22 protein-coding genes and 1 tRNA gene are annotated in these 20,926 nt (G+C 33.1%); 11 read left to right on the top strand and 12 right to left on the bottom strand.

Translation table 11 applies throughout. The features are described 5' to 3' along the window. Positions 1-31 precede the first annotated feature (31 nt). Complete coding sequence (locus tag RB619_RS19130; RefSeq protein WP_308100501.1) at positions 32-208, bottom strand: histone H1; 177 nt, start codon at positions 206-208, stop codon at positions 32-34. A gap of 385 nt (positions 209-593) precedes the next feature. Between RB619_RS19130 and RB619_RS19135 the strand changes: the two genes are divergently transcribed. From RB619_RS19135 to RB619_RS19145, 3 genes are all read left to right on the top strand, one after another. Then, the gene (locus RB619_RS19135) at positions 594-1,469 is read left to right on the top strand and encodes a hypothetical protein (protein WP_308100503.1); all 876 of its coding nucleotides are present in this window, start codon (positions 594-596) and stop codon (positions 1,467-1,469) included. Positions 1,470-1,752: 283 nt separating this feature from the next. Next, positions 1,753-1,920 carry a hypothetical protein gene (locus RB619_RS19140; protein ID WP_308100505.1) on the top strand — a complete coding sequence of 56 codons (168 nt, stop codon included), beginning with the start codon at positions 1,753-1,755 and terminating at the stop codon, positions 1,918-1,920. After that, positions 1,920-3,470 (top strand): recombinase family protein, encoded by a 1,551-nt coding sequence (locus RB619_RS19145; RefSeq protein WP_308100507.1) that lies wholly within the window; start codon positions 1,920-1,922, stop codon positions 3,468-3,470. The genes RB619_RS19140 and RB619_RS19145 overlap by 1 nt, the downstream gene beginning before the upstream one ends. Here RB619_RS19145 and RB619_RS19150 read toward each other — a convergent pair. Next, a tRNA-Arg gene (locus tag RB619_RS19150) sits at positions 3,436-3,509 on the bottom strand. The genes RB619_RS19145 and RB619_RS19150 overlap by 35 nt on opposite strands. 113 nt (positions 3,510-3,622) lie before the next feature. Here RB619_RS19150 and RB619_RS19155 point away from each other — a divergent pair. Beyond that, positions 3,623-4,135 carry an adenine phosphoribosyltransferase gene (locus RB619_RS19155; RefSeq protein ID WP_308100508.1) on the top strand — a complete coding sequence of 171 codons (513 nt, stop codon included), beginning with the start codon at positions 3,623-3,625 and terminating at the stop codon, positions 4,133-4,135. A gap of 1 nt (position 4,136) precedes the next feature. On the opposite strand, the gene RB619_RS19160 is transcribed toward RB619_RS19155, so the two are convergent. The 4 genes from RB619_RS19160 to RB619_RS19175 form a co-directional block, all read right to left on the bottom strand. Beyond that, complete coding sequence (locus RB619_RS19160) at positions 4,137-4,787, bottom strand: response regulator transcription factor (RefSeq protein ID WP_308100510.1); 651 nt, start codon at positions 4,785-4,787, stop codon at positions 4,137-4,139. Next, positions 4,771-5,436: an ATP-binding protein gene (locus RB619_RS19165; RefSeq protein WP_308100512.1), complete on the bottom strand. Its 666-nt coding sequence runs from the start codon at positions 5,434-5,436 to the stop codon at positions 4,771-4,773. Before RB619_RS19165 ends, RB619_RS19160 begins: the two co-directional genes overlap by 17 nt. Positions 5,437-5,534: 98 nt before the next feature. Further along, on the bottom strand, positions 5,535-6,182 hold the full coding sequence (locus RB619_RS19170; protein ID WP_308100514.1) for a hypothetical protein: 648 nt from the start codon (positions 6,180-6,182) through the stop codon (positions 5,535-5,537). Between the two features lie 10 nt (positions 6,183-6,192). Then, complete coding sequence (locus RB619_RS19175; protein ID WP_308100516.1) at positions 6,193-6,624, bottom strand: hypothetical protein; 432 nt, start codon at positions 6,622-6,624, stop codon at positions 6,193-6,195. 270 nt (positions 6,625-6,894) lie between these two features. Here RB619_RS19175 and RB619_RS19180 point away from each other — a divergent pair, with 270 nt between their 5' ends. From RB619_RS19180 to RB619_RS19210, 7 genes are all read left to right on the top strand, one after another. Next, the gene (locus tag RB619_RS19180; RefSeq protein WP_308100518.1) at positions 6,895-7,746 is read left to right on the top strand and encodes a hypothetical protein; all 852 of its coding nucleotides are present in this window, start codon (positions 6,895-6,897) and stop codon (positions 7,744-7,746) included. 18 nt (positions 7,747-7,764) lie between these two features. After that, a complete protein-coding gene (locus RB619_RS19185; protein ID WP_308100520.1) occupies positions 7,765-8,169 on the top strand; it encodes a hypothetical protein in 405 nt (134 codons plus the stop codon). An 18-nt stretch (positions 8,170-8,187) separates the two neighbouring features. Further along, positions 8,188-8,892 carry a hypothetical protein gene (locus RB619_RS19190; RefSeq protein ID WP_308100522.1) on the top strand — a complete coding sequence of 235 codons (705 nt, stop codon included), beginning with the start codon at positions 8,188-8,190 and terminating at the stop codon, positions 8,890-8,892. Between the two features lie 65 nt (positions 8,893-8,957). Next, positions 8,958-9,542 (top strand): hypothetical protein, encoded by a 585-nt coding sequence (locus RB619_RS19195; RefSeq protein ID WP_308100524.1) that lies wholly within the window; start codon positions 8,958-8,960, stop codon positions 9,540-9,542. Next, positions 9,539-9,991, top strand: a complete 453-nt coding sequence (locus tag RB619_RS19200; protein ID WP_308100526.1) for a hypothetical protein — start codon at positions 9,539-9,541, stop codon at positions 9,989-9,991. Before RB619_RS19195 ends, RB619_RS19200 begins: the two co-directional genes overlap by 4 nt. Before the next feature lie 19 nt (positions 9,992-10,010). Next, positions 10,011-11,684: a S8 family serine peptidase gene (locus RB619_RS19205; RefSeq protein ID WP_308100528.1), complete on the top strand. Its 1,674-nt coding sequence runs from the start codon at positions 10,011-10,013 to the stop codon at positions 11,682-11,684. A 12-nt stretch (positions 11,685-11,696) separates the two neighbouring features. Continuing rightward, positions 11,697-12,926: a peptidoglycan-binding domain-containing protein gene (locus RB619_RS19210; RefSeq protein ID WP_308100530.1), complete on the top strand. Its 1,230-nt coding sequence runs from the start codon at positions 11,697-11,699 to the stop codon at positions 12,924-12,926. A gap of 425 nt (positions 12,927-13,351) precedes the next feature. Here the strand turns inward: RB619_RS19210 and RB619_RS19215 are convergent, their stop codons facing one another. From RB619_RS19215 to pheT, 6 genes are all read right to left on the bottom strand, one after another. Further along, a complete protein-coding gene (locus RB619_RS19215; protein WP_308100532.1) occupies positions 13,352-13,819 on the bottom strand; it encodes a DUF5004 domain-containing protein in 468 nt (155 codons plus the stop codon). A 201-nt stretch (positions 13,820-14,020) separates the two neighbouring features. Further along, entirely contained in the window at positions 14,021-14,971 is a 951-nt protein-coding gene (locus tag RB619_RS19220; protein WP_308100534.1) for a hypothetical protein, read from the bottom strand. After that, entirely contained in the window at positions 14,955-16,079 is a 1,125-nt protein-coding gene (locus RB619_RS19225) for a hypothetical protein (protein ID WP_308100536.1), read from the bottom strand. The genes RB619_RS19220 and RB619_RS19225 overlap by 17 nt, the downstream gene beginning before the upstream one ends. A gap of 2 nt (positions 16,080-16,081) precedes the next feature. Next, a complete protein-coding gene (locus RB619_RS19230; protein WP_308100538.1) occupies positions 16,082-16,429 on the bottom strand; it encodes a hypothetical protein in 348 nt (115 codons plus the stop codon). 6 nt (positions 16,430-16,435) lie between these two features. Next, a complete protein-coding gene (locus RB619_RS19235; protein ID WP_308100540.1) occupies positions 16,436-18,244 on the bottom strand; it encodes a phage baseplate assembly protein V in 1,809 nt (602 codons plus the stop codon). 206 nt (positions 18,245-18,450) lie between these two features. Continuing rightward, positions 18,451-20,871 carry a phenylalanine--tRNA ligase subunit beta gene (pheT, locus tag RB619_RS19240; protein ID WP_308100542.1) on the bottom strand — a complete coding sequence of 807 codons (2,421 nt, stop codon included), beginning with the start codon at positions 20,869-20,871 and terminating at the stop codon, positions 18,451-18,453. Between the last annotated feature and the right edge of the window lie 55 nt (positions 20,872-20,926).

Genomic DNA, 20,926 nt, shown 5'->3' on the forward strand with positions numbered 1-20,926 from the left:
AAAGGCCAATTTGATAAAAGTAAGATTGAAATTATTTTTTTGATTCTTCAATAGAAACTTTTCTAAACTCTTTTAGAAGTTTCTCAATTTCTAAGGTCGATTTACGAGCTCTAGCTCCAGCGGCTTTCACGCCTTTTTCAATTAAAGAATCTGATTCTGCTTTAAATGTTTCGATTTCCGCATTGATTTTTGCTACTAAATCTTTCATGTTTTTTTATATTGTTAAATTGAGTATGCAAAAATAAAAGGTTATTTCAATTTAGAATAAATTTTCTACCTGTTTTTTATTGGTAATTAAATCAATATGTCCCCGTTTGTTGTATGGTTTATACAAAGTATAAATCTTGTGAAGATGAATTTCTTGAATCTCCTTAAGACAATGAATTATATAAAGCGTTAATTAAAAACAATTTATCTATTGTAATTATTATATTTATTGTTATATTTGCTTATGCTTGTTGACAAGCATGCCTGTTCGTGCAAAGATTTTATCAGCCAATAGTTTAATAATGCAAATCTGCCTGCTTATTATCCAAACAAGATTACGAACGCAAAAGTCAGGATAATACAGCCGGTGTTAAAAGGAATGTATTATGGAAACTATTGAGTACTTCAAACTTCAATCAAAAAATCTTTACAAAGATTTTATAACACAAAAGCCTTATTTCGATGCCGATTATGGCCGTGAACTTTATCAATATATGCCCAAGTATTTTGATATAGATGCTCTTATTCTCGATTTTGATATCGATGAAGACAATTTTACTCTAATGAAAGCTCAGCATTATATTGCAAATTTGGCTGGATTTATAAAATGGACGGAAATGCTGGATGCTTCTTCTTCGGCATTGAAACTATCAGAACTGCTGTTTAGAAATATGCATAAGATAAGTGTTATAGAATGGGATATTTATATCTCGGCACAACAGCGAGAGAACGGTTTTGCCTTCGATGATGATCTTAAACTGGATATCTTTGAAACAGTTTTTGATAAAGTAGATGATCATGAATCTGATGGGCATGATTATCGCTTAACACAATCCGAAAAAGTATCAGATAAAAATCAAAATAGTAAGCCAAAGAAGAAGAAGAAGAAGAAGAAGAAGAAGAAGAAGAAGAAGAAGAAGAAGAAGAAGAAGAAGAAGAAGAAGAAGAAGAAGAAGAAGAAGAAGAAGAAGAAGAAGAAGAAGAAGAAGAAGACACCTATACAAATTTCTGCATTGCCACTAGTTGGTGAGTATAGATTAGAATTTATAAGAACAGCTAATGTGGTTTTTGAGAAAGTTTTGAGCAGAATTGAACCGAAAAACCCCGATTTAGTCAGAAAGCTATGGGATGCAGAGAATTATATTGATGAAATCCTGCTAAAGCCAGAAATGCTGCCCATTCATCATGGTTACGCACTCTCCCTGATAGATGCTTTCCTGGTTCATCATGTTGTTGAACTTGCCGTTGAAACTGATAATTAGGATGAAAATCGTAATTAAAAATTAAAGCTTTTCTAAAAATGGTCAGTATTAAGTTTTACTGACCATTTTTTTTTAAATCAATCCCGTATTGATAAATGTCTTTTTTTTTGCAGCTATTCCAATTGCATTAAGAAGTGAGTTTGTGAGCATTTCTTAGAATATCCCAAATATACAAGATGGAAGACAGAAACAAGCTTCCTCTCAAGGACAAACCATGATGATCAATAAGATTTAAGCACTTTTAATTTAAATTACTTTTTTATAAATTTTAAAAAGTGTAATTATGGAAAGAGATATTGACTACAGTAACTCAAAGTTGACACCGGAAAAAGCTCTGCAAATGCTTAGATCGGAAGGAATGGATGTTACTATTGAACAGGCAGAGGAAATCTTGCATTTCTTAAGAATAATCGCTAATATCGCCGTGTTGAAATATTTAAATAAAACATAATGAGTAAGATAGCAGACTTATATGTTCGTGTAAGTACGGATGAGCAGGCAGAAAAAGGTTTCTCACAGCGCAGTCAGGAGGAAATGCTGAGAAAATATTGCAGCATTAACCAGATACAGATACGCAATGTAATTTATGAAGATCATTCGGCCAAGACCTTTAACAGGCCTCAATGGAAAAAATTTCTGGCTGATGTTAAGAAACATAAAAATAAAATTAATCTGGTTCTTTTTATGAAGTGGGACAGGTTCAGCCGTAATGCGGGTGACGCTTACCAAATGATCAATGTTTTAAGAAAATTGGGGGTAGAGCCGCAGGCTATAGAGCAGCCCCTTGATCTAAGCGTTCCCGAAAATAAAATGATGCTTGCATTTTATCTGGCAGCACCTGAAGTTGAAAATGACCGTCGGGCTTTAAATACCTTTCAAGGTCTTAGGCGCGGGAAGAAGGAGGGGAGGCATATGGGGATGGCGCCTTATGGATACGTAAATAAGGTTACTGAGGATGGAAAGAAATATATTGCTGTTGTACCAGAGAAAGCGGCAAAACTTATCTGGATATTCGAACAGGTTGCAAGAAACGTCTTTAGCACTGAATCTATTTATCAGATGGCTAAAGATAAAGGGCTTGTCCTATCTAAGAGCAATTTATGGGTAATTCTAAGAAATCCGCTTTACTGCGGAAAAATAGTTGTTCCCAAATACAAGGATGAAGTAGAAAAATGGGTCAGTGGACAGCATGAGCCGATTATCAGCGAGGGATTATTTTATCGGGTACAGGATGTTCTTGACAGTAAAGCCCGGACATACAGACCGAAAATTAAGACTGTTGAGAACTTTCCCCTGCGAGGTTTTTTCCTTTGCCCGCAGTGCGGCCAAAAGTTAACGGGAAGCAAATGCAAAGGAAGAAGCAAATATTATTACTATTATCATTGTGATAAAGATTGCAGATGGAGGATTAACTCAGAGGTGGTCAATAAAATATTTAAAGAACATTTAAATAAATTAAAACCTTTAGCTGAAGTAAAGAAATTATACACGGCAGTTCTGCTTGAAGCTTACAGAGAGCATACAGGCGTGGTCGCTAATGAAAAGAAGAAATCACTTGAACAGATTGCAGTTTATGAAAAGAAGTTATCAGTTGCCAGAAATTTGTTGGTTACAGAGAAGATAGATCCTGAAGATTATAATCTTATGAAAGTGGAGTATAATGCAATTATCAGTAAGCTGGAAAAAGAGATTGGAAATGTAGAGGATGATAAGGCTAATATAGAGCAGTTAACGAACTCAGGACTGGAAAACCTTTTAAAGCTTGGTGAGACCTTTGAAAATGGCACTTTAGCTGATTCTAGGGAGATGATTGGTTTAATTTTTCCCGAAAATTTCACATTTGAAGAAAAGAAAATCCGCACCGCCCGAATTAATGAAATGGTCAACTGTATTTATTTGGTAAACAATAGATTACGGGCAAAAAAAAACGGAACAAAAGATGATATTTTTCTTTTGTCCCGAGTAGTGACCTCGACTGGATTCAAACCAGTAACCTTCTGAGCCGTAATCAGATGCGCTATTCAGTTGCGCCACGAGGCCTTTTTTGTATCATTAAGCTATTTTTTGTAGCTTTGTTGATTGCTTATTGCGGGTGCAAAGATAGACATAAATGTGAGATAAACAAGAATAAAATTGCAGAAAAATAAAAAAAAATGAAGATAGAAAATTATATACGTGATATTCAGGGATTTCCAAAAGAAGGAATTTTGTTTAAAGATATCACTCCGCTCTTAAATGACCCAATTGCACGACAAGAATGCCTTTCGGTTTTGGTAAATTCTTTAAAAGATCAGAAAATTGATAAGGTTGTTGGAGCAGAAAGTCGCGGATTTTTCTTCGGAATTTTATTGGCGCAGGAATTAAATGCTGGTTTTATTCCGGTTCGAAAGCCTAAAAAACTGCCTTATGAAATAATCTCAGCTTCGTATGAACTCGAATATGGCACAGACAGCCTAGAAATGCATACTGATGCTATTAAAAAAGGAGATCGCGTTTTGATTCACGACGATGTTTTGGCAACAGGCGGAACAGCAAAAGCCGTTTGCGAATTAGTAGAGAAACTAGGCGGAGAAATCGTGCAATGCAATTTCTTGATGGAATTGTCTTTCTTGAACGGAAGAGAAAAAATCAAAGAATATCCAATATTTTCTGCGATTACGTATTAATTCAAACTAAAACAATTTTGTGTTTTATGGCGTAAAGAACCAATCCAATTCGGGTTTTGATTTCGAGCTTGTCAAACAGACATTCTCGATATCCGTCGATTGTTTTGGGGCTTAAGCACATTTCTGATGCGATTTCTTTATACGTCTTTTCAGTACAGGCATGTTTAATAAAAACAATTTCTTTTTCTTTTAAATTAATTTTTTTTGAATCGTTGTTTGCTTTTTTGACTAGCATGCCTGAAACTAATTCGGTAAAATAAAAACCTTTTTCAATAACTGAGATAATCGCTTCTTTAAAAATTTCGGGCGAAGTATCTTTTAGCAGGTAACCTTTTGCGCCGTTTGTAATCATTTTGATGATAATTTCTTCGTCATCATTAACAGAAAGTGCGATCACTTTTAAGTCGGGTCTGTTTTCTTTAATCCATTTCATTGTGCTTACGCCGTCTAAAACAGGCATATTCACATCTAATAAAATTAAATCAACATTGGCATCGGCATGATCTTGCAAGTAGGAGACAAATAATTTGCCGTTTTCAAAGCGGTTGATTACTTCAAAATCTTTGAAACTGTTGATTAAAAGTTCCAGAGATTGTGAAAAAAGCTGATGATCATCTACAATAATTATTCGGTTTTTAGTGTTGGGTTTCATTGGTTATGGTTAAGGGGTATTCTAAAGTTACAGTTGTTCCTGATGAATCTGATTCCATAATTAAATTAGCGCCAATCAATTTGGCTCTTAATTTCATGTTGTTTAAACCTATCCCAGAATTTATCTGACTTGCATCATAACCTATCCCGAAATCCTTTATTTCTAATCGAAAAACGGTATTGACAGTACTGATATTTACTTCAAATAAATCACTGTGTGAATGTTTTAAGCTGTTGTGCAGTGCCTCCTGAAAAATTCGGTAAATGAACAAATCATGTTCTTGGCTAATCTTCGGGATTTCTCCCGTAAGATTATATTTGTACTGAATGTTTTTCAGTTTTTTTATGCGCTCTAGATCCTGTTTAATGGCTTCGATGAAATTGCTCTGCAGTAAATTGTCTTTATTAATGATTCGGGATAAAATCCTGATTTCATCCAGTGATTTGGCAAGTATTTCTTTAAGATCCTGTAGTTCATTGGCTTTAATAGTTCTTCCGCTGTCCAAATAAATATTGAGCTGCATAATGCCTACAGATATGATTTGGCCTATATTATCATGAAGTTCTTTGCTTATTTCGCTCAACGTCTGATCTTTTATCTCAATTCGGGTTTTAATTAATTCCGATTGAAAATACAATTCTGATTCCATTTTTTCAACCAGATAGGTGTTTTTCTTTTTAAGAAAATAAAAGAATATGACAAGCAAAATGATCAGTAAAGTTAAAAAAACAATACCTAACGAAATGACTAATAGTTGTATTTCTTTTCGCTCCATAAAAATCCAATAATATAGCAACTCTGCGCTAATAGGTTTAAAATAAATACTACTAAACTAAAAACCGATTCGTCTTGTTTGATTAAAAACCAATTCAAAGCCAGCATAAAGGGCAAAAAAGGGACATGAAAAACTAAAATCCCGAGTATGTACCAAAAAAACACCGATTTCTTAAAATTCAATATTTTGTCTGAATTAAAAATTTCTACCAAATACAAACAGGACAAAATCATAATTAATATCACGCCAATAGCAAAACTGTATGTGTAAGAATGATTTACATCTTCTTTGAAATATAAAATATTCAGAAAAAAGGATGCTATAAAAAGCAGTAAACTTAGAGAACCGGTTATTCTATAATTGGTTTTAGTTAACAGGCTCCTCAAGAGCAATATATAGGCAGAAAAACTGACTAACATATAAAAATTAAAAACATAGTAATTCAGCAAGCCTGTCCACTCTGTAAAATAATAACCTACTTTTTCTATAATTACAGAAAACCAAATTAAAATTACGAGTGATTTAGCTTTATAACCCGGAAGTTTATGCCATGAAATCAAGCCTATAATTCCAGAAAATAAAGCTAAATAGAAAATATAAAATCGTAAAAATTCGAACATGATTTTTTAGTTAATAGTCCAAGGCAGGTGGTCTTCCAATACTTCCGTAATTCATTGGTTCAATGCTTGATATGTCAGAGTTTTCATCACTAAGCAAAGCAAAAGTTTGTATTTCTCCTGTTTTTGGTGTTTTGATTTTTTTGCCGGTTGCGGTTAAAAATACGGTCATCAAACCAGCTTTTTCGGCATATTTTTTTTCCTCTGGATATACTCCAAAATAAATACGAATCCCGTTTACATTATAACCTGTTTTTTCTCCTTTAGACTTGATATAATGAATGTAATTTTCAAGTTCTTCTACAGAAAACCAAACTGCATTGGCATCTTCTTTTTTAATGTATTTAGCAATAATGCTTGCTCTATACTTCATAAAATTCGTATGTAATTCTTTTGCGAATTTTTTAGTAATCAATTGTGTTGGTCTTTCGGGTTGTCTTTCCATGATTATTAATAGTTTGTGGGTTAATTGTTTGATAAATAGTGTTTTGATAAAAACATCGAGAGCAAAAATATTTTAAACGCCAAAAAACGACAAGGGGAAATGTACCCTTTTTCTTAGGGTAAATTTATTTAAAAATTTGGGTTAAAGTACTGTTTTGTAGTAATTTATAAAAAATCAATTTTACATCGTCCCTTTTTTGTGCACAAAATGGATAGGCGAAATCTGAAAAGCCTATTAAAAGAGTAAGAGTTAATTGTAATACTAAAAATTATGAGTTTATATCATGAAGTTTTTCAGGGAGAATCATTCAGCGAAGACAATTATTTTGAAGCTGTACGATATGTTTTAGGACCGGAATATTCTAATTTAAGCGAAAGCGAACTAGAAGATGTCCTTTTATCACGAGTAGATCAAATGAGTGAAAGTGAAGCAGAAGGATTTTGGTCAAGTTTAGGTAATGTAGCCAGCAGTATTGGTTCTGGCGTTTTGCGCGGTGTTTCTGCTGTAGCTCCAATTGTTGGAACTGCTGTTGGAACGTACTTTGGTGCGCCTCAAATTGGTGGTGCTGTTGGAGGTTTGGTGAGCAATTTGGCAGGAGCGGGTAGTGCTGCTTTAGACAATAGCCGTCAGCCACAACGCAGACCATCTCAACCACAACGCAGACCTGCACCACAACGTAGACCAGCACCACAGGGACCTTTTAGACAAGCCTTAGGAGATACCGGACGTTATTTGGCAAATGCCGGAAGAGCAGCGCTTCCTGCTATTCAGCAATATGTACAGGACAATCCGGTAACGCTTCGTCCGCAAGCGGCACAGGATATTGGCAGAGTTCAAGGATTGTATAATCAGCTGGGCGGTGTAATCAACAATCCTCAATTTCAAGCTGGACAGGCACAACAAAGTTTAGGTACTGCAAGCCCTAATGCCCCAATCGAAAGCCACTCTTTTGCCGAATTAATCGAGAGCGTTAATTACCTAACAGAGAATATTTTGTATGAATATTACAACGGAGGTTTGATTCCGACTGAAGATTACTACGTTGATCAATATGGCCAGTTTGTTGGCACAAATACTCCTAACCGAATCAATAGACTTGAAAATTCTATTGCAAGTTTATAAAACCTAAATGTTATACTAATGGATGCTTATTTAGAATATTTGAAAGAACATAATCCTGAAATGGCTAAATATTTTGAGCTTATGCAGCCCATGATGGAAAAAAAAGAGCCCGAAGAGGAAAAAGAAATCCCAAAAGTTGATTTAGAACTTGAAGAAAGAGTCAAGAAACTAAAAAAAATCAACCATAAACTTTTTACCATAATTGAAGGGCTGAAATTTCAGCTGGAATTTGAGTTAAATCAAAATGATGATTTAGCAAAAGCGATTGGCGCCTGTACGGAATGCTTTGGGGAGAATCCAGACTGTTCAGAATGCTTTGGCATTGGTAAACCAGGTTATACGATTCCTGATTTTATTCTTTTCAACAAATATATTCAACCTGCCATCCAGAAATATAACAAACATTATTTCAACAAAAATTAACCATTAAAAATTAAAATTATGAGCTATTTTGAAAGTTATTTAGACGAAGATTTATTAAATGAAGATTATTTCAGTGAGGATCTTTTAAGCGAGGATTTATTAGAAAGCTATGACGAAAGTTATGATGAAGCTTCCAAAAAGAGACCTTTTATAAAAGGAATTAAACCGAATGTAAGTTCGGCAGTGAAACAAAGATCAAACTTTGGAAAAGCCTTAAGCGGAAGAGCCAATGATTATGCTACTAAAAGCGAATTGAAAAAATCATTAGATGCAATTTCAAATCAGGTAAATGAGCTGAAAAAAACATCAATAGCAACAAATAAAACCTTGGTTGCATTAGATCAAAAGCATACAGAACTTGCAAAGATAGACGCCAGAAAAGGCGATAATCAAACAAAGGTTTTAAAAAATATGCAAATGATGAGCATGATGGGATCGTTATTGAATCAGCCAAAATTAGTTACAGAAAACCTTGAAGTTACTGGTACGGGAACTGATACTAAAATTGTTGCTAAAGATGGCAAAAATCCTATCTACATTGATCAAACGATGTCTTTGTTGTTGCCCATGATGACTACAATGGGTGATTCAGGTTCTGGAAAATCAGACAATTCAAACATGATGCTTCCATTAGTGCTTATTATGTCACAGCAAAATCAAGGCAATACAGCAAATAATAACAATATTTTGCCTATTGCATTGATGATGATGATGAATAAGTAAATTATAGAGAGGGCAGTTGATCCTCAATTGCCCTTTACTTTCTATTAACTTTAAAACTATGAACAATGAATCCATTTAGTATATTAATCAATTATGTAATTGCCAACAGCAGAGCGAGTTTCTATAACGTTTCAGGTAATCAGGAAATTACTAATACAGCACTTTTAGCTGGCGCGGTTTCTGAAAATCCATTGCTGAATTACTTAATTATAGAAAACAAAGCCAAAATTGAAGGCGACAAACATATTTCGGCTTCTATTGAGACTACCTCTGAACCAATTAGAGATGTGTCTAAAGAAGAAGCTGCTGGAAAAAACAAAAAGGAGGAGGGAAAAGAGGCTACAACTGAAGAAACGACTCCTGTAAATTTCGAAACTCTAAAAAATGTCGAAACAAAAATTTTGCAACTCACTAATGTTTTGGAAGAAGAAATTGCCAAAATTTCAGATAAGAACAAAACTAATCTGGAAGGAATTATTGCTGAGAAGTTAAATCCAAGAATTGAAGGTTTAGAAAAAAGTAATGCAGAGTTAAATGTTGTTATTCTGGAAATTAAGGAGAAACTAGAGGCAATTTCTAAAACAGCTTCAGAACCTGCAGATACTTCTACTACTGATCAAAAACCAATTGCTAAAAATGTGAAAAAATGAAAACAGCAACTTCAACCCAAGATACTATTGGTTTAGATAAAATTGAAAAGAATACAAATCAGATTCTTGAAAAAATTAATAATATCAGACCGACAATGTTTAAAAGCAATTTTAAACTTTCAAAAAAAGCAGAGGAAGAGAAAGCTTTTTTGAGCAAAAATCTAGCTTATAAAAGTTTATTTAGTTTTAAAAGTTCGCTAGAAATTTTCACCAAAATATTAGAGCACGCCAATTTTTCTAAACTTGAAAAAAACGATCAGGATTTTGTTACTGGATTGGAAAAATTAGGTTTTAAAGATAGTCTTTATATCAAAGAAATTAATGATTTTATCGCTTCTGCAAATTCTGTTGAGGATGGTTTTCCAACAGTAATAGAAGAAACAATTTATTTTAATCTTTTGAATTCTGAATTAAATTCTATTGAGAGAAGATTAGACGCTTTGGATTAATATTTTAAAATGTAAAATTATGGATCCAAGACTCAAAGTTATTTTATATGGTAATCCTGATGAAGAATTATCACTCTTAATGCGTTTAGAAAAAGAAAAGGATTATCCAGATAATTGTAAAATTATTTCAGAATTTGGAAACATTGTGAGTATAAGAACACAGCGACGTTTTTTATGTCCCATTTACCAAAGCAAAAAGGTAAAAAGTCTAAAAGCAGCGATGGTGGTTCCTGCGAATAATTACATTGAACTTGCTCCTGAAACCCAAATTCTTGATAAAAAAAATGATGTTTTAGACGATGCTGTTTCAAATGTTGTATTCGGAATTATAGATTTTGGTTTTGATTTCACACATCCCGATTTTATTAATAACGGAAAAACACGATTCGAGAAAATTTGGGTACAATCTGACCGATATGACGGAAATAAATACGGATATGGAAGAATCATTACGAAAGCGCAGATCAACGAAGCTTTATTAGATGAGTTTCCGTTTAAAAAACTCGGTTATCATCCTGGAAAATCAGATTTATTTGGTAATGGAACGCATGGCACACATGTACTCGGAATAGCATGTGGAAACGGAGCTGTGGCGCCAAAAAGTTTCGCTCCAAATGTGCCAATAATCGCTGTTGATATGGGAACTAACCTTGTCAACGGATCTAATTTGTCACTGGGCGATTCCGTAAAAGGTGCCGAAGGATTATGTTTGATTACGAATGAAGCAGACGAAAGACCATTGGTAATCAATATGAGTTTGGGCGGTCATGGTGATGCACATATGGGAAAAACGTTGTTTGAACAAATCATCGATCATATTGTAACGACACGAAAAGGAACTGCAATTGTTCAAAGCACAGGAAATTATCATCAGTCAAATGCACATACTTACGGCGATATCAAAGAAAATCAGAAGATTAAAATTCCGTGGATGTTTAAAAAACACGATAGAACTCCAAATGAAATGGAAATTTGGTACCATGGCGACGATGTTTTAAGCGTTGATATTTACGATGATAATATGAAACTGTTGCTTTCCTCAAAGCCTTTTAAAGATGAAATAATTTTAAAAGATGATGATGAAGTCGGAATTTGTCTGCAAAGATGCAACGAACCCAATACGGGCAAAAATCAAATTAATATTTTGGTTAATGGCAAGTTAAACTCAAAGTTCTGGACGATTGAACTGGTTGGAAAAACAGTGAAAAATGGACGTTATCATTGTTACATCGAACGTGATGATGGCGGACAATCAATATTTTTGCCAGCAATTGCCAATAAAACTCATACTACAAATTCGATTTGCAATTCAAAATACAGTATTGTTGTTGGGGCTTATAATCAAAATGATGATACTAAACCTATTTTGTCTTTCAGCAGCTCTGGACCAACAGCAGATGGACGTATGAAGCCTGAACTTGTTGCACCCGGTTTTAAAATAAAATCATCATGCTCATCTTCAAGCAGAGAAAACAGAGCCTCAAATAAACTGACTTCTAAAAGTGGCAGCAGTATGGCGGCGCCTTTTGTGGCTTCTTTAGTAATGAAAATTTTAGAAAAAGAGCCACATCTTGATATTATTTCAATACGAAAAAAACTCTTCAACGCCTGTGATGCCGCTTCTTTTAAAGAAAACAATTTTGAGATTTTTAGAGCTGGACACGGCTATATTAATCCGAATAAAATAACATAAACTTGGAATACTATGGAAAATTTAGTTTCAAATCCCTCAGTTATAAATCAAAATCCTCCAGTCGTTGGTGCTCTCGTAAACAGCGTAGGATTAAACGCCGTAAACAATAGCGCTGACGTATCACAAATACAAAATTATTTGAAAGCGTTAGGTTATCCCGTGCCGACCAGCGGAAGTATCGTAAATAATCAAACGGATAGCACCATTATTTCTATTCTAAATTTTCAGGCAAATAATAAAATTCAAGTGACAGGAAATATCAATCCTGATGATGTGACTTATAATGCTTTGAAAAAATTGAGTAGTACAAATACTTCGCTGGTTGAAGCGGAAGATGAATCCCTGCATCAGCCATTTTTGACTAATTCATTTTTATTTAGAAGAAACGCTGGAAATGCCAATACCTTGAATGTTATTTTTGAAGGCGATTCTTGGCTGGATTACCCGGTTCCAACAATTTTAGATTTGTATGATACAATTACAGATCGAAATCAAAGACTTAATTTAAATTGTTTGCATTTGGCAAAATTTGGAGAAACAACTTCTCAAATGTATGCTGATAGAACACATTTTGTGCAATATGTAAGTGGTTATCGCATTGACCGAATTTATTTTAGCGGAGGCGGAAATGATGTTTTTCCGCAACTTGGCAGAATCTTAAATGCTGGAGTTACTTCTTTCGATCCAATTTTCTTTACCGATCAAGCTAAACTGACAGAGCTCAGAAGTTTGTCTGGTGATGCTTTGTACCAAAAATGTATTTTGTACAAAAGATATTTGAACACAACTACTTTTGATCGTGCGCTTTTTAATGCGGCTAATCTTAGTTCTATTTTTAGCACTATTATGCGAAACTATCTCGGTTTTGGAAGTATCGTAAACGCGCATTCAACGCCAAACACCATATTTTATATGCATACTTACGATTATCCTTTATTCAAACTTGGTGTTCGACCATCAATTGTTGGAGTTAACTTGCCTTTGGGACCTTGGATAAAACCTGTTTTTGATCGTTTAGGAATTGCAGATGAAATTTTAAGATGTTACATCATTATTAGATTATTGGACAAATTTTACGCCCTTTTATGGCAAATTAAAAATCATTTCACATATTATGGATATCGCTTTCAAAGCCGAATTATAGATTATCGTGGCTTATTGAATTCATCAGAATTTTGGAGAGATGAAATTCACCCCAACTCGGCAGGAGCGAGGAGGCTGTCTACACGCGTAACATTCTAAAATATAAAAACCCGACTTTTTAAAGGTCGGGTTTTGTATTTAATATGATTATTGAATTTTTCTATTTTTCCTGCCAATATTTAAAGTCTGTTGTTTTGTTAGTGGTTCGTTGCTTTATCATTTTCTACAGATGAAATTTTTAAGACGAGAATATCCTCCACCATTATTGGTTCTCATTTCTTTTTTTACTTTAAAAACTTTGAAATTCAGTATTTTTTTTTTAACCATATCAATCTATTTTTGCTATTCTTTTTTACTTCAATGAAAATTATATTAAAACGTTCAAAATTGGCAACTTTTGCTTTATTGCAAGTTTATTGTTAGCCAAATATTTAAAAATATTTCACTTGACAGTTTCAAAATCCGACATTCAATCAGTTTGATACAAAGCTCCATTGGCGACCTAAAAAGTAATGACTTGTGTTTTATTTATTCACTTCAATTTCAGGAAATTTGTAATTTGTTTTAAAGTATATGGATAATCTTTCTGTTCCATTATTACTTTTATTGACTTGTAAAAACTTATCATCTAAAAACTCTACCTTCATAGTATCTTTTTTTGATTTCATTTTATCAAGTAATATTATCAAATTATTATGATTGATCGAGTATATTCCTTTGTTTGTTAAAACACCATAAATCTTATATTCATAAGTGTTGTCTGCTTTGAATGTATAATTGAAATTACTTATCCAACTTTCTGGTCGATTCCCAAATTCTTCTTCAAAATCATATAATTCTGATTTTGAAAAAGATTTATCGGTATAACTCACAAAATACCAAGAACCCACAATTTTACTTTTATCGATTTTATTAGAGGAGCAACTAACAACTAATATTAAAAGTGTAAATAATAACAAGTTTTTAATTATAATAAAGCTAATAGATTTCATGAAATTCTTCTTTTAGAGTTGTATTTCCTTCTCTCCGTGCGTTTGAGGTACGGAATGGTTTACAAAACCGTATCCCCTGCTGGCGCGAGCGTCTCGCTCGTGCACGCAAAACTTGTTTTTTATTCTTTTTGTAAAGACTTTAGTTTCACGAGCAGGACGTTCGCGCCAGCAGAGGGACTAAGATATTTTAATGTATAATCTTTATTTTAAAATTTCCTCATTAATATTTAACAACTTAAAAATTTCTTGACTGCTTTTGGGCTTTGTATTGATCTGCACAATTTTTAAAAGTGATTGAAACTTGGTATAATAAAAAGTCCTAGAGGTGGAATATTGTTCATAATTACCTACAATCGAATCGAACAAATTTATTTTATTTATATATAAATCTTCTTTTACTTGGGATCTTTCATTTATTGATTTATCAATTGAATAGTGTATAGTTTTTTTATTTTCTGAAATGAATTTTTTATTGAAACTATTACCTCCAATTATATCTTTTATTGTTCCCCTTTTGTCATAAATATATTTTATTCGATAAATAAAATATTTGTTGTCTGTTTGTTGATCTTTATTCTTAATTATCGCACTAATTATTCTATACTTGGTATTTTGCTTATAATTACTCCAATTTTTATTTAATAGTTCTAAAGATTGTGAATAATCACCATATCCATCTTTTAAAAAATAAACTAAGTCTAAAATAGATTTATCATTTAATATTTTCTTTTTTAAATATATAAAATACTCATTGTTAGCAGTGTAAATGTCATCATTGATCTTTATTTTATTATCATGTTTAAATGAAACTTTTATGTTTTCATTTGATGATGAACAGTAAAGTATTGCACATTCTTTTTTTATATCTGACTTAATCCAAAACAGACTTTTTTCTTGGGTTTCGTTTAGGTTACTTACTTTAAAAATAGTTATTGTGTCATTTTTTTTTGGAAAAAGACCTATAAAATTTCGAATTTCTTTTTCTCCTTTACTTTCTTCATTTTCAGATTTATCAATATAAATTTCTTTTAAAAAAGCGAGTTGAAAAGAAGATTCATTAGATTTGATTTTTTTAGCGTTAATTAATAAAATAAAACAGCTAAGAATAGCAGTGATAAATAACTTCTGAATCATATTATTCTGATTTTTCATTTGTTAACCTTGTTTTTGTAAGTTTCCAAAAAATACTTTTTCCAGCACTAACCGTACCAGAAACTCCATTTGTTGCTTTTACTCCAGTATCATAATAAAAGCTTCCCGAAATCCAGTAATCTTTATTTTCAAAATCTGAAGCAGGAATTTTATATTTAATTTTAGAAGGCACTTCTACTTCTTCGTAAGTTGGTTTGCCATCTTTTCCTAGAACTGGTTTACCATCTTTTCCTTTAATAATTTGTTTAACTTTCTTTTTGACATGTTCATGAGTTCCTTTGTCATTTTTGTCATTATGATTCCCCTTGTCTCCATATTTTGTAGAATTTCCATTTGCAGATAAAAAGGAATCGTAAACATCTTTAGGAATTTCAATAAATTTATATTCGTCAAATTTATTTTGTCCGACTTTATTGTATGGATTCATTTCTGAATTTCCCCAAGCAAGAAAATCAGTACCATCCCAAAATTCAGCCCCATTTGTTAAATCATCTTCACCTTTTAAGACGTAAAAAAGAGATTCCCTTGTTAATTTTGATTTATTATCATTTAACTCTGGTTTCATTTCTTTTTTATTGCCAACAGAAGAATAACTAGTAGAGAGTAATTTTTTCCAAGTGCTCTTAACGCTTTTTGCTCTATTAAAACTAGTATATGCAATAGATTTTAATTCTTTTAAATTTTCTTCTCCAGACTCCATTTTCACTACATAGGCTATATAACAAAAATCGGAGTGGCTAACTTTTTTTTCATTTTCTTTTAATAGCTGTGTATTATTATATGTTAACATTTCTTCTCCATTTTCATTTTTAAAAGTTGATTTTCCTGTACAAGTATAAACATCCTCTACACTTCCTTCATTTTCCAATTCGTTCACTTTACCCTCAAAGGTTCCATCTTCATTATAGAAATGACCATTTATATAAATTATTTTAGGAAAGAAATTAAATTTAGAAACATATTTTTCTGGTTCGCCATAAGTATGGTTTTCAGCAAAATAATCGATAAATCCGTTTGAGTTGTGTTCAATTCCGCCTTTGGCATAAACTCTGGAAGTCCCTCTGGTTTTTTCTATAATTTTTCCTTTTACTCTAATATATTCAGACATGATTATTTTTCTTTGGTTGTGTTAAAAGTTAAAAAATCTATAGGGCGAAATTGCCCATCTTCATAAAAAGTTTTACTAGCTATTTCGAGAATTTGATCAAATGGCAGGAGAATAGAAGTTCCAGAAGGTGTTTTAACTTCATCGCCTATTTTTTTAAGACTATAAACCTTGTCATCCATAACTAATGCAGTTGGATAGCTAATCATCGAGTTGCCGAACGGATCATAATATTGAAGACCGTTTACCATAATACTAAGTCCAGCATTGTTCTTTAAATTGATAAATTCGAATAAATAATTGCCTTGATTTATTATGAGAATATCGTTAATTGTTGTACGTATTTCCTCCATTTCATTTTAATTTTGTCTGGTAGCTTCACTACTGTTGTTTTGTATGTTTTTATTAGAATGAAATTCATGTCCAGCTTCACTGTGAGTAATAATTTTACTTTCAGAAGCTACATTTCTATCTTTTTTAATTTCAGAATGAAAGTCGCCATCTATATTTTGAAACGAATTACCAGTAATATTCATCATCTGATTTCCTCCAACATTTACATTATGCATCATTCCAATCGTTGTAGATTTATCAACTCCAATATTTTCAAAAATATTTACTCCCGCTGTAGTCGTAATACTCTCAGAAGCATTAATAATTAGATTTTTGCAGTTAAGTGTCAATGTTTCAGGAACAGTTATAGTCGTACTTTTGGTTTCTTCATTCATATGCAGTTCATTCCCGCTTGGGTCAGAAAGCCAGATGCCTACTTTTTCAATAAACTTAAAAAGCATTCCAAATTTGAGTTTCCATCCTTTGATGCTGTTTTTAGGGTCAAAAAACTCTGGTTTTGCTTGACCATTATAATGAGAACCCGATACATAAGGTCTCAAAGCATTGCTACCTTCAAAATTAACCAGTACTTCGTCGTCTATCTCAGGTCGCCAATAGGAACCTCGTTCTGGACCTGCGTAATGCTGCATTACACGCATCCAGTCACTTTTTGTGCTTCCCATTCCCCAATAAAACTCAACTCTAACGCGTCCAAGTCCTTCGGGATCATCGTTGTCTTTTATTCTTGCAGGCTGGGTTTCTGCTTTTGCAAAAACTTTTGTGTCTGTGTAATGCGGTGCCGAAACATCGGCAGGAATTGCTTTGAACTCACAGGTGTAATTTCCATGTACTTCTGAATGGTGTGTAGCTTCTATGCAGATAAGCTGATGCTCGACGGTTTGGTTGATGATTGTAAATGTCTGTCCAAGTCCTATTGGAAAGTATGATATTCCGCTGTAGTAAACACTGTTAGCATCGCTTCCAGCAGTCTGTAGTGTCACCATTTCGTCTATTTCGTCTTTGTTTTGTGCATTATTGGTATAGGCTCCAATACTCAGTTCAGGCTGTGTAACAGTTCCTTGATTAAATCCTATATTAGATGCGAAACTGTCTTTGCTTCCTGAAGATGTTTTTTGTGATGAATTCCGAATACTTGAAGCATTATTATAATTGTAGCCAGCCAGCGATATTTTATGCGCAATCATGTTGGCCTGAATCTTAAAACTATGGAGAGATGCTCCATTTATGAGTTTTACTTTTGAAGTTTTGATCTGTCCGAACTGCATGCGCATTCCGTCGAAATAAAACCACTGACCGTAACGCTGAGCAAGCCTTTTTAGAAAATTAAAACTGGTTTCATTATACTGAGCCATATAATTGAATTCTTTCAGATAGGTAGACCGGATCGCATCTCTTTGATAAAATTCAGTAGGACCTTCAGACAAAATATCTAGAACAATATCATTCATTCCTCTTTCAAGATAAGTCCTCGATTTCGGCATGTCGTCCAATACAATGCTATGACTTGTTCCACTTACGTGGAGACCAACTGCGCTTCCGTTTTTATCCACCGAAGTCAGCCCCGTAATAATTCCCTTGCTCATCAGTTTTATTCCTGTCAAACTTTTGAAAGTAAAAATGACTTCATTGCCAATATAATCTCTCATTGCATTGGCCTGATCTTCAGGTTTAATGACTGCCTTGCCGGTATATTGCCAAACAAACGAAAAATAATGGTGATCTGCCATTTTTTGCGACAGCTTCAAATCATAATAAATAATGTTTTGGGTAAAACCTCCAATGGTAATGTGAACTTGGTCTGAAAAATGTGCCATAGTATTTTTTGTTGATTAGTAAATGAGTAGAATTTTCGGAAGAAATGAAAATTCTAAGCGAAATCGTTTTAATAAAAATAAAAACGTAAACAAAAAACGGCAGTACTAAAAAGGTTTATTTATAATACAATAAGGTGAAATTCAATTTGGGCAAAAAAAATGCCTCATAAAACTATGAGGCATTTTTTATTCTATATTTTTTTACTCTATCTTAAACTTGCGCCAAGTTCAGTTTCAAAAGTCTGTTGTAGTTTTGACATGATTTTGTCAATTTGAGCGTCTGTAAGTGTTTTTGTGTTATCCTGAATAGTAAAACTCAAAGCATACGATTTTTTACCTGCTGGAAGTTTTTCTCCTTCGTAAACATCAAATAAGTTGACATCTTTTAAAAGCGATTTTTCAGTTTGTTTTGCAAGGTTAAAAATACTTTCGTAAGTCGTACTTTGATCAATTAGTAAAGCTAAATCTCTACGAACTTCTGGATACTTTGGAATCTCAGTATATTTAATTTTTCCAGTAATAATTTTCAGTATTAAATCCCAATTAAAATCGGCATAATAAACATCTTGTTTGATTCCGAAATGCTTTAAAATAGATTTTTTTACTACACCCATTTCTACTAAAGTATCATTGTTGTAGCAAATTGCCGTTCCTTCAGAAAAAACATCAGATTGTACTGGTGCATTCGAAATTTTATCAATTCCTAAACGAGATAAAACTCCTTTTACATATCCTTTTAATAAAAAGAAATCAGTAGTTTTTTGAGGATTTGTCCAGCTTTCTTTGTTTCTGTTTCCAGAAATAAGCAAAGTCAAATGTTTGTGCTCTTCGTAACCAGTAAGGTATTTATGATATGTTTTTCCGAATTCAAATAATTTTAAATCGGCATTTTTTCTATTGATATTATATGAAATAGCTTCAAGTCCTGAAAACAATAATGATTGACGCATAGTCGACAAATCACTGCTCAAAGGATTCAGCATTGTTACATTATGCTCTTCTTTTAACGAAGCAGAAAGTTTTGCGTAAGCTGCTGTTGTCAAAGAGTTGGCCATCATTTCATGAAAACCCTGAGAATTTAACTGAGAAGCAATTACGTTTTGTACTTTATAATCTTCTGTTCTTGGCGAATTTGCTACAGTCGCATTGAATTTTTTAGAAAAATTAATGTTATTGTAACCGTAAACACGTAAAATTTCTTCAATTACATCAATTTCACGCTGTACGTCAACACGGTAAGCAGGAATTGTTAGTCCTAAACCAGAATCAGAAACACTATTTACTTTAATATCTAAAGAAACTAGTATTTTTTTGATTGTATCTTTTGGGATTTCTTGTCCAATGATTTTAGAAACGTGGCTGAAATTCAATAAAACAGAGAAATCTTCTACTTTTTTAGGATAAACTTCCACAACATCCGAAGTGATTTTTCCGCCGGCAACTTCCTGAATTAAAAGTGCTGCACGTTTCAAAGCATATTCAGTAATTGTTGGGTCAATTCCTCTTTCAAATCTAAAAGAAGCATCAGTATTCAAGTTATGTCTTTTCGCTGTTTTTCTGATGCTTACAGCATCAAAATAAGCACTTTCTAAAAAGATAGAAGTTGTTCCATCAGTTACTCCAGATTTTTTTCCTCCAAAAACACCCGCAATGCACAACGGACCTTTTTCATCACAAATCATTAAATCTTCCTTGTGCAATGTTCTTTCTACATCGTCTAAAGTGATGAATTTTGTTCCTTCCGGAAGCATTTTTACAATTACTTTTCCGTTGATTTTTGCTGCGTCAAAAGCGTGTAATGGTTGTCCTAATTCATGCAAAACATAATTAGTAACGTCAACAATATTATTTTTTGGAGTTAATCCAATTGCTTTTAATCGATCTTGAAGCCAAGCTGGTGATTCTTGAACCGTGATTCCAGAAATAGTTACACCACAATATCTTGGAGCTAAATGTGAATCTTCAACGTTAACGTCAATTTTTAACGTACGCATATCCACTCTAAAATTACTTACAGATGGTGTAATCAATTCTACATTTACACCGCGTTGTAGCATTCCTGCTCTCAAATCACGTGCAGTTCCAAAATGACTCATTGCATCAGCGCGGTTTGGAGTCAAACCAATTTCGAATACTTCATCATTTGCAATTTTAAAAACTTCTGCAGCTGGAGTTCCAGGTACTAAGTTTTTATCAAGAACCATAATACCTTCGTGACTTGTTCCTAAACCTAATTCGTCTTCGGCACAAATCATTCCGTGGCTTTCTTGTCCGCGAATTTTTCCTTTTTTGATAGTAAATTCGGCACCTTCTTTATCATATAAAACCGTTCCAATAGTAGCAACAGGAACTTTTTGACCTGCTGCAACATTAGCTGCACCACATACAATTTGTACAGGAGCTTCCAATCCAATATTTACAGTTGTTACTTTTAGTCTATCAGCATCTGGGTGTTTTTCGCAGGTAAGAACATGGCCTACAACAACGCCTTCCAATCCACCTTTTATAGATTGGTATTTTTCAACAACTTCAACTTCAAGACCCAAATCGGTTAGTAATTCTGAAGTTTGTTCTGAAGTCCAGTCTGTTTTAATAAATTGTTTTAACCAGTTGTAAGATATTTTCATGTTAGCTTAATTATTCTTGTATGAGGATACAAATATAAGGATTGCACGTTGTAGT

The organism is Flavobacterium sp. LHD-80 (assembly GCF_030929605.1).
In the GTDB taxonomy this organism is placed as follows: Bacteria; Bacteroidota; Bacteroidia; order Flavobacteriales; family Flavobacteriaceae; genus Flavobacterium.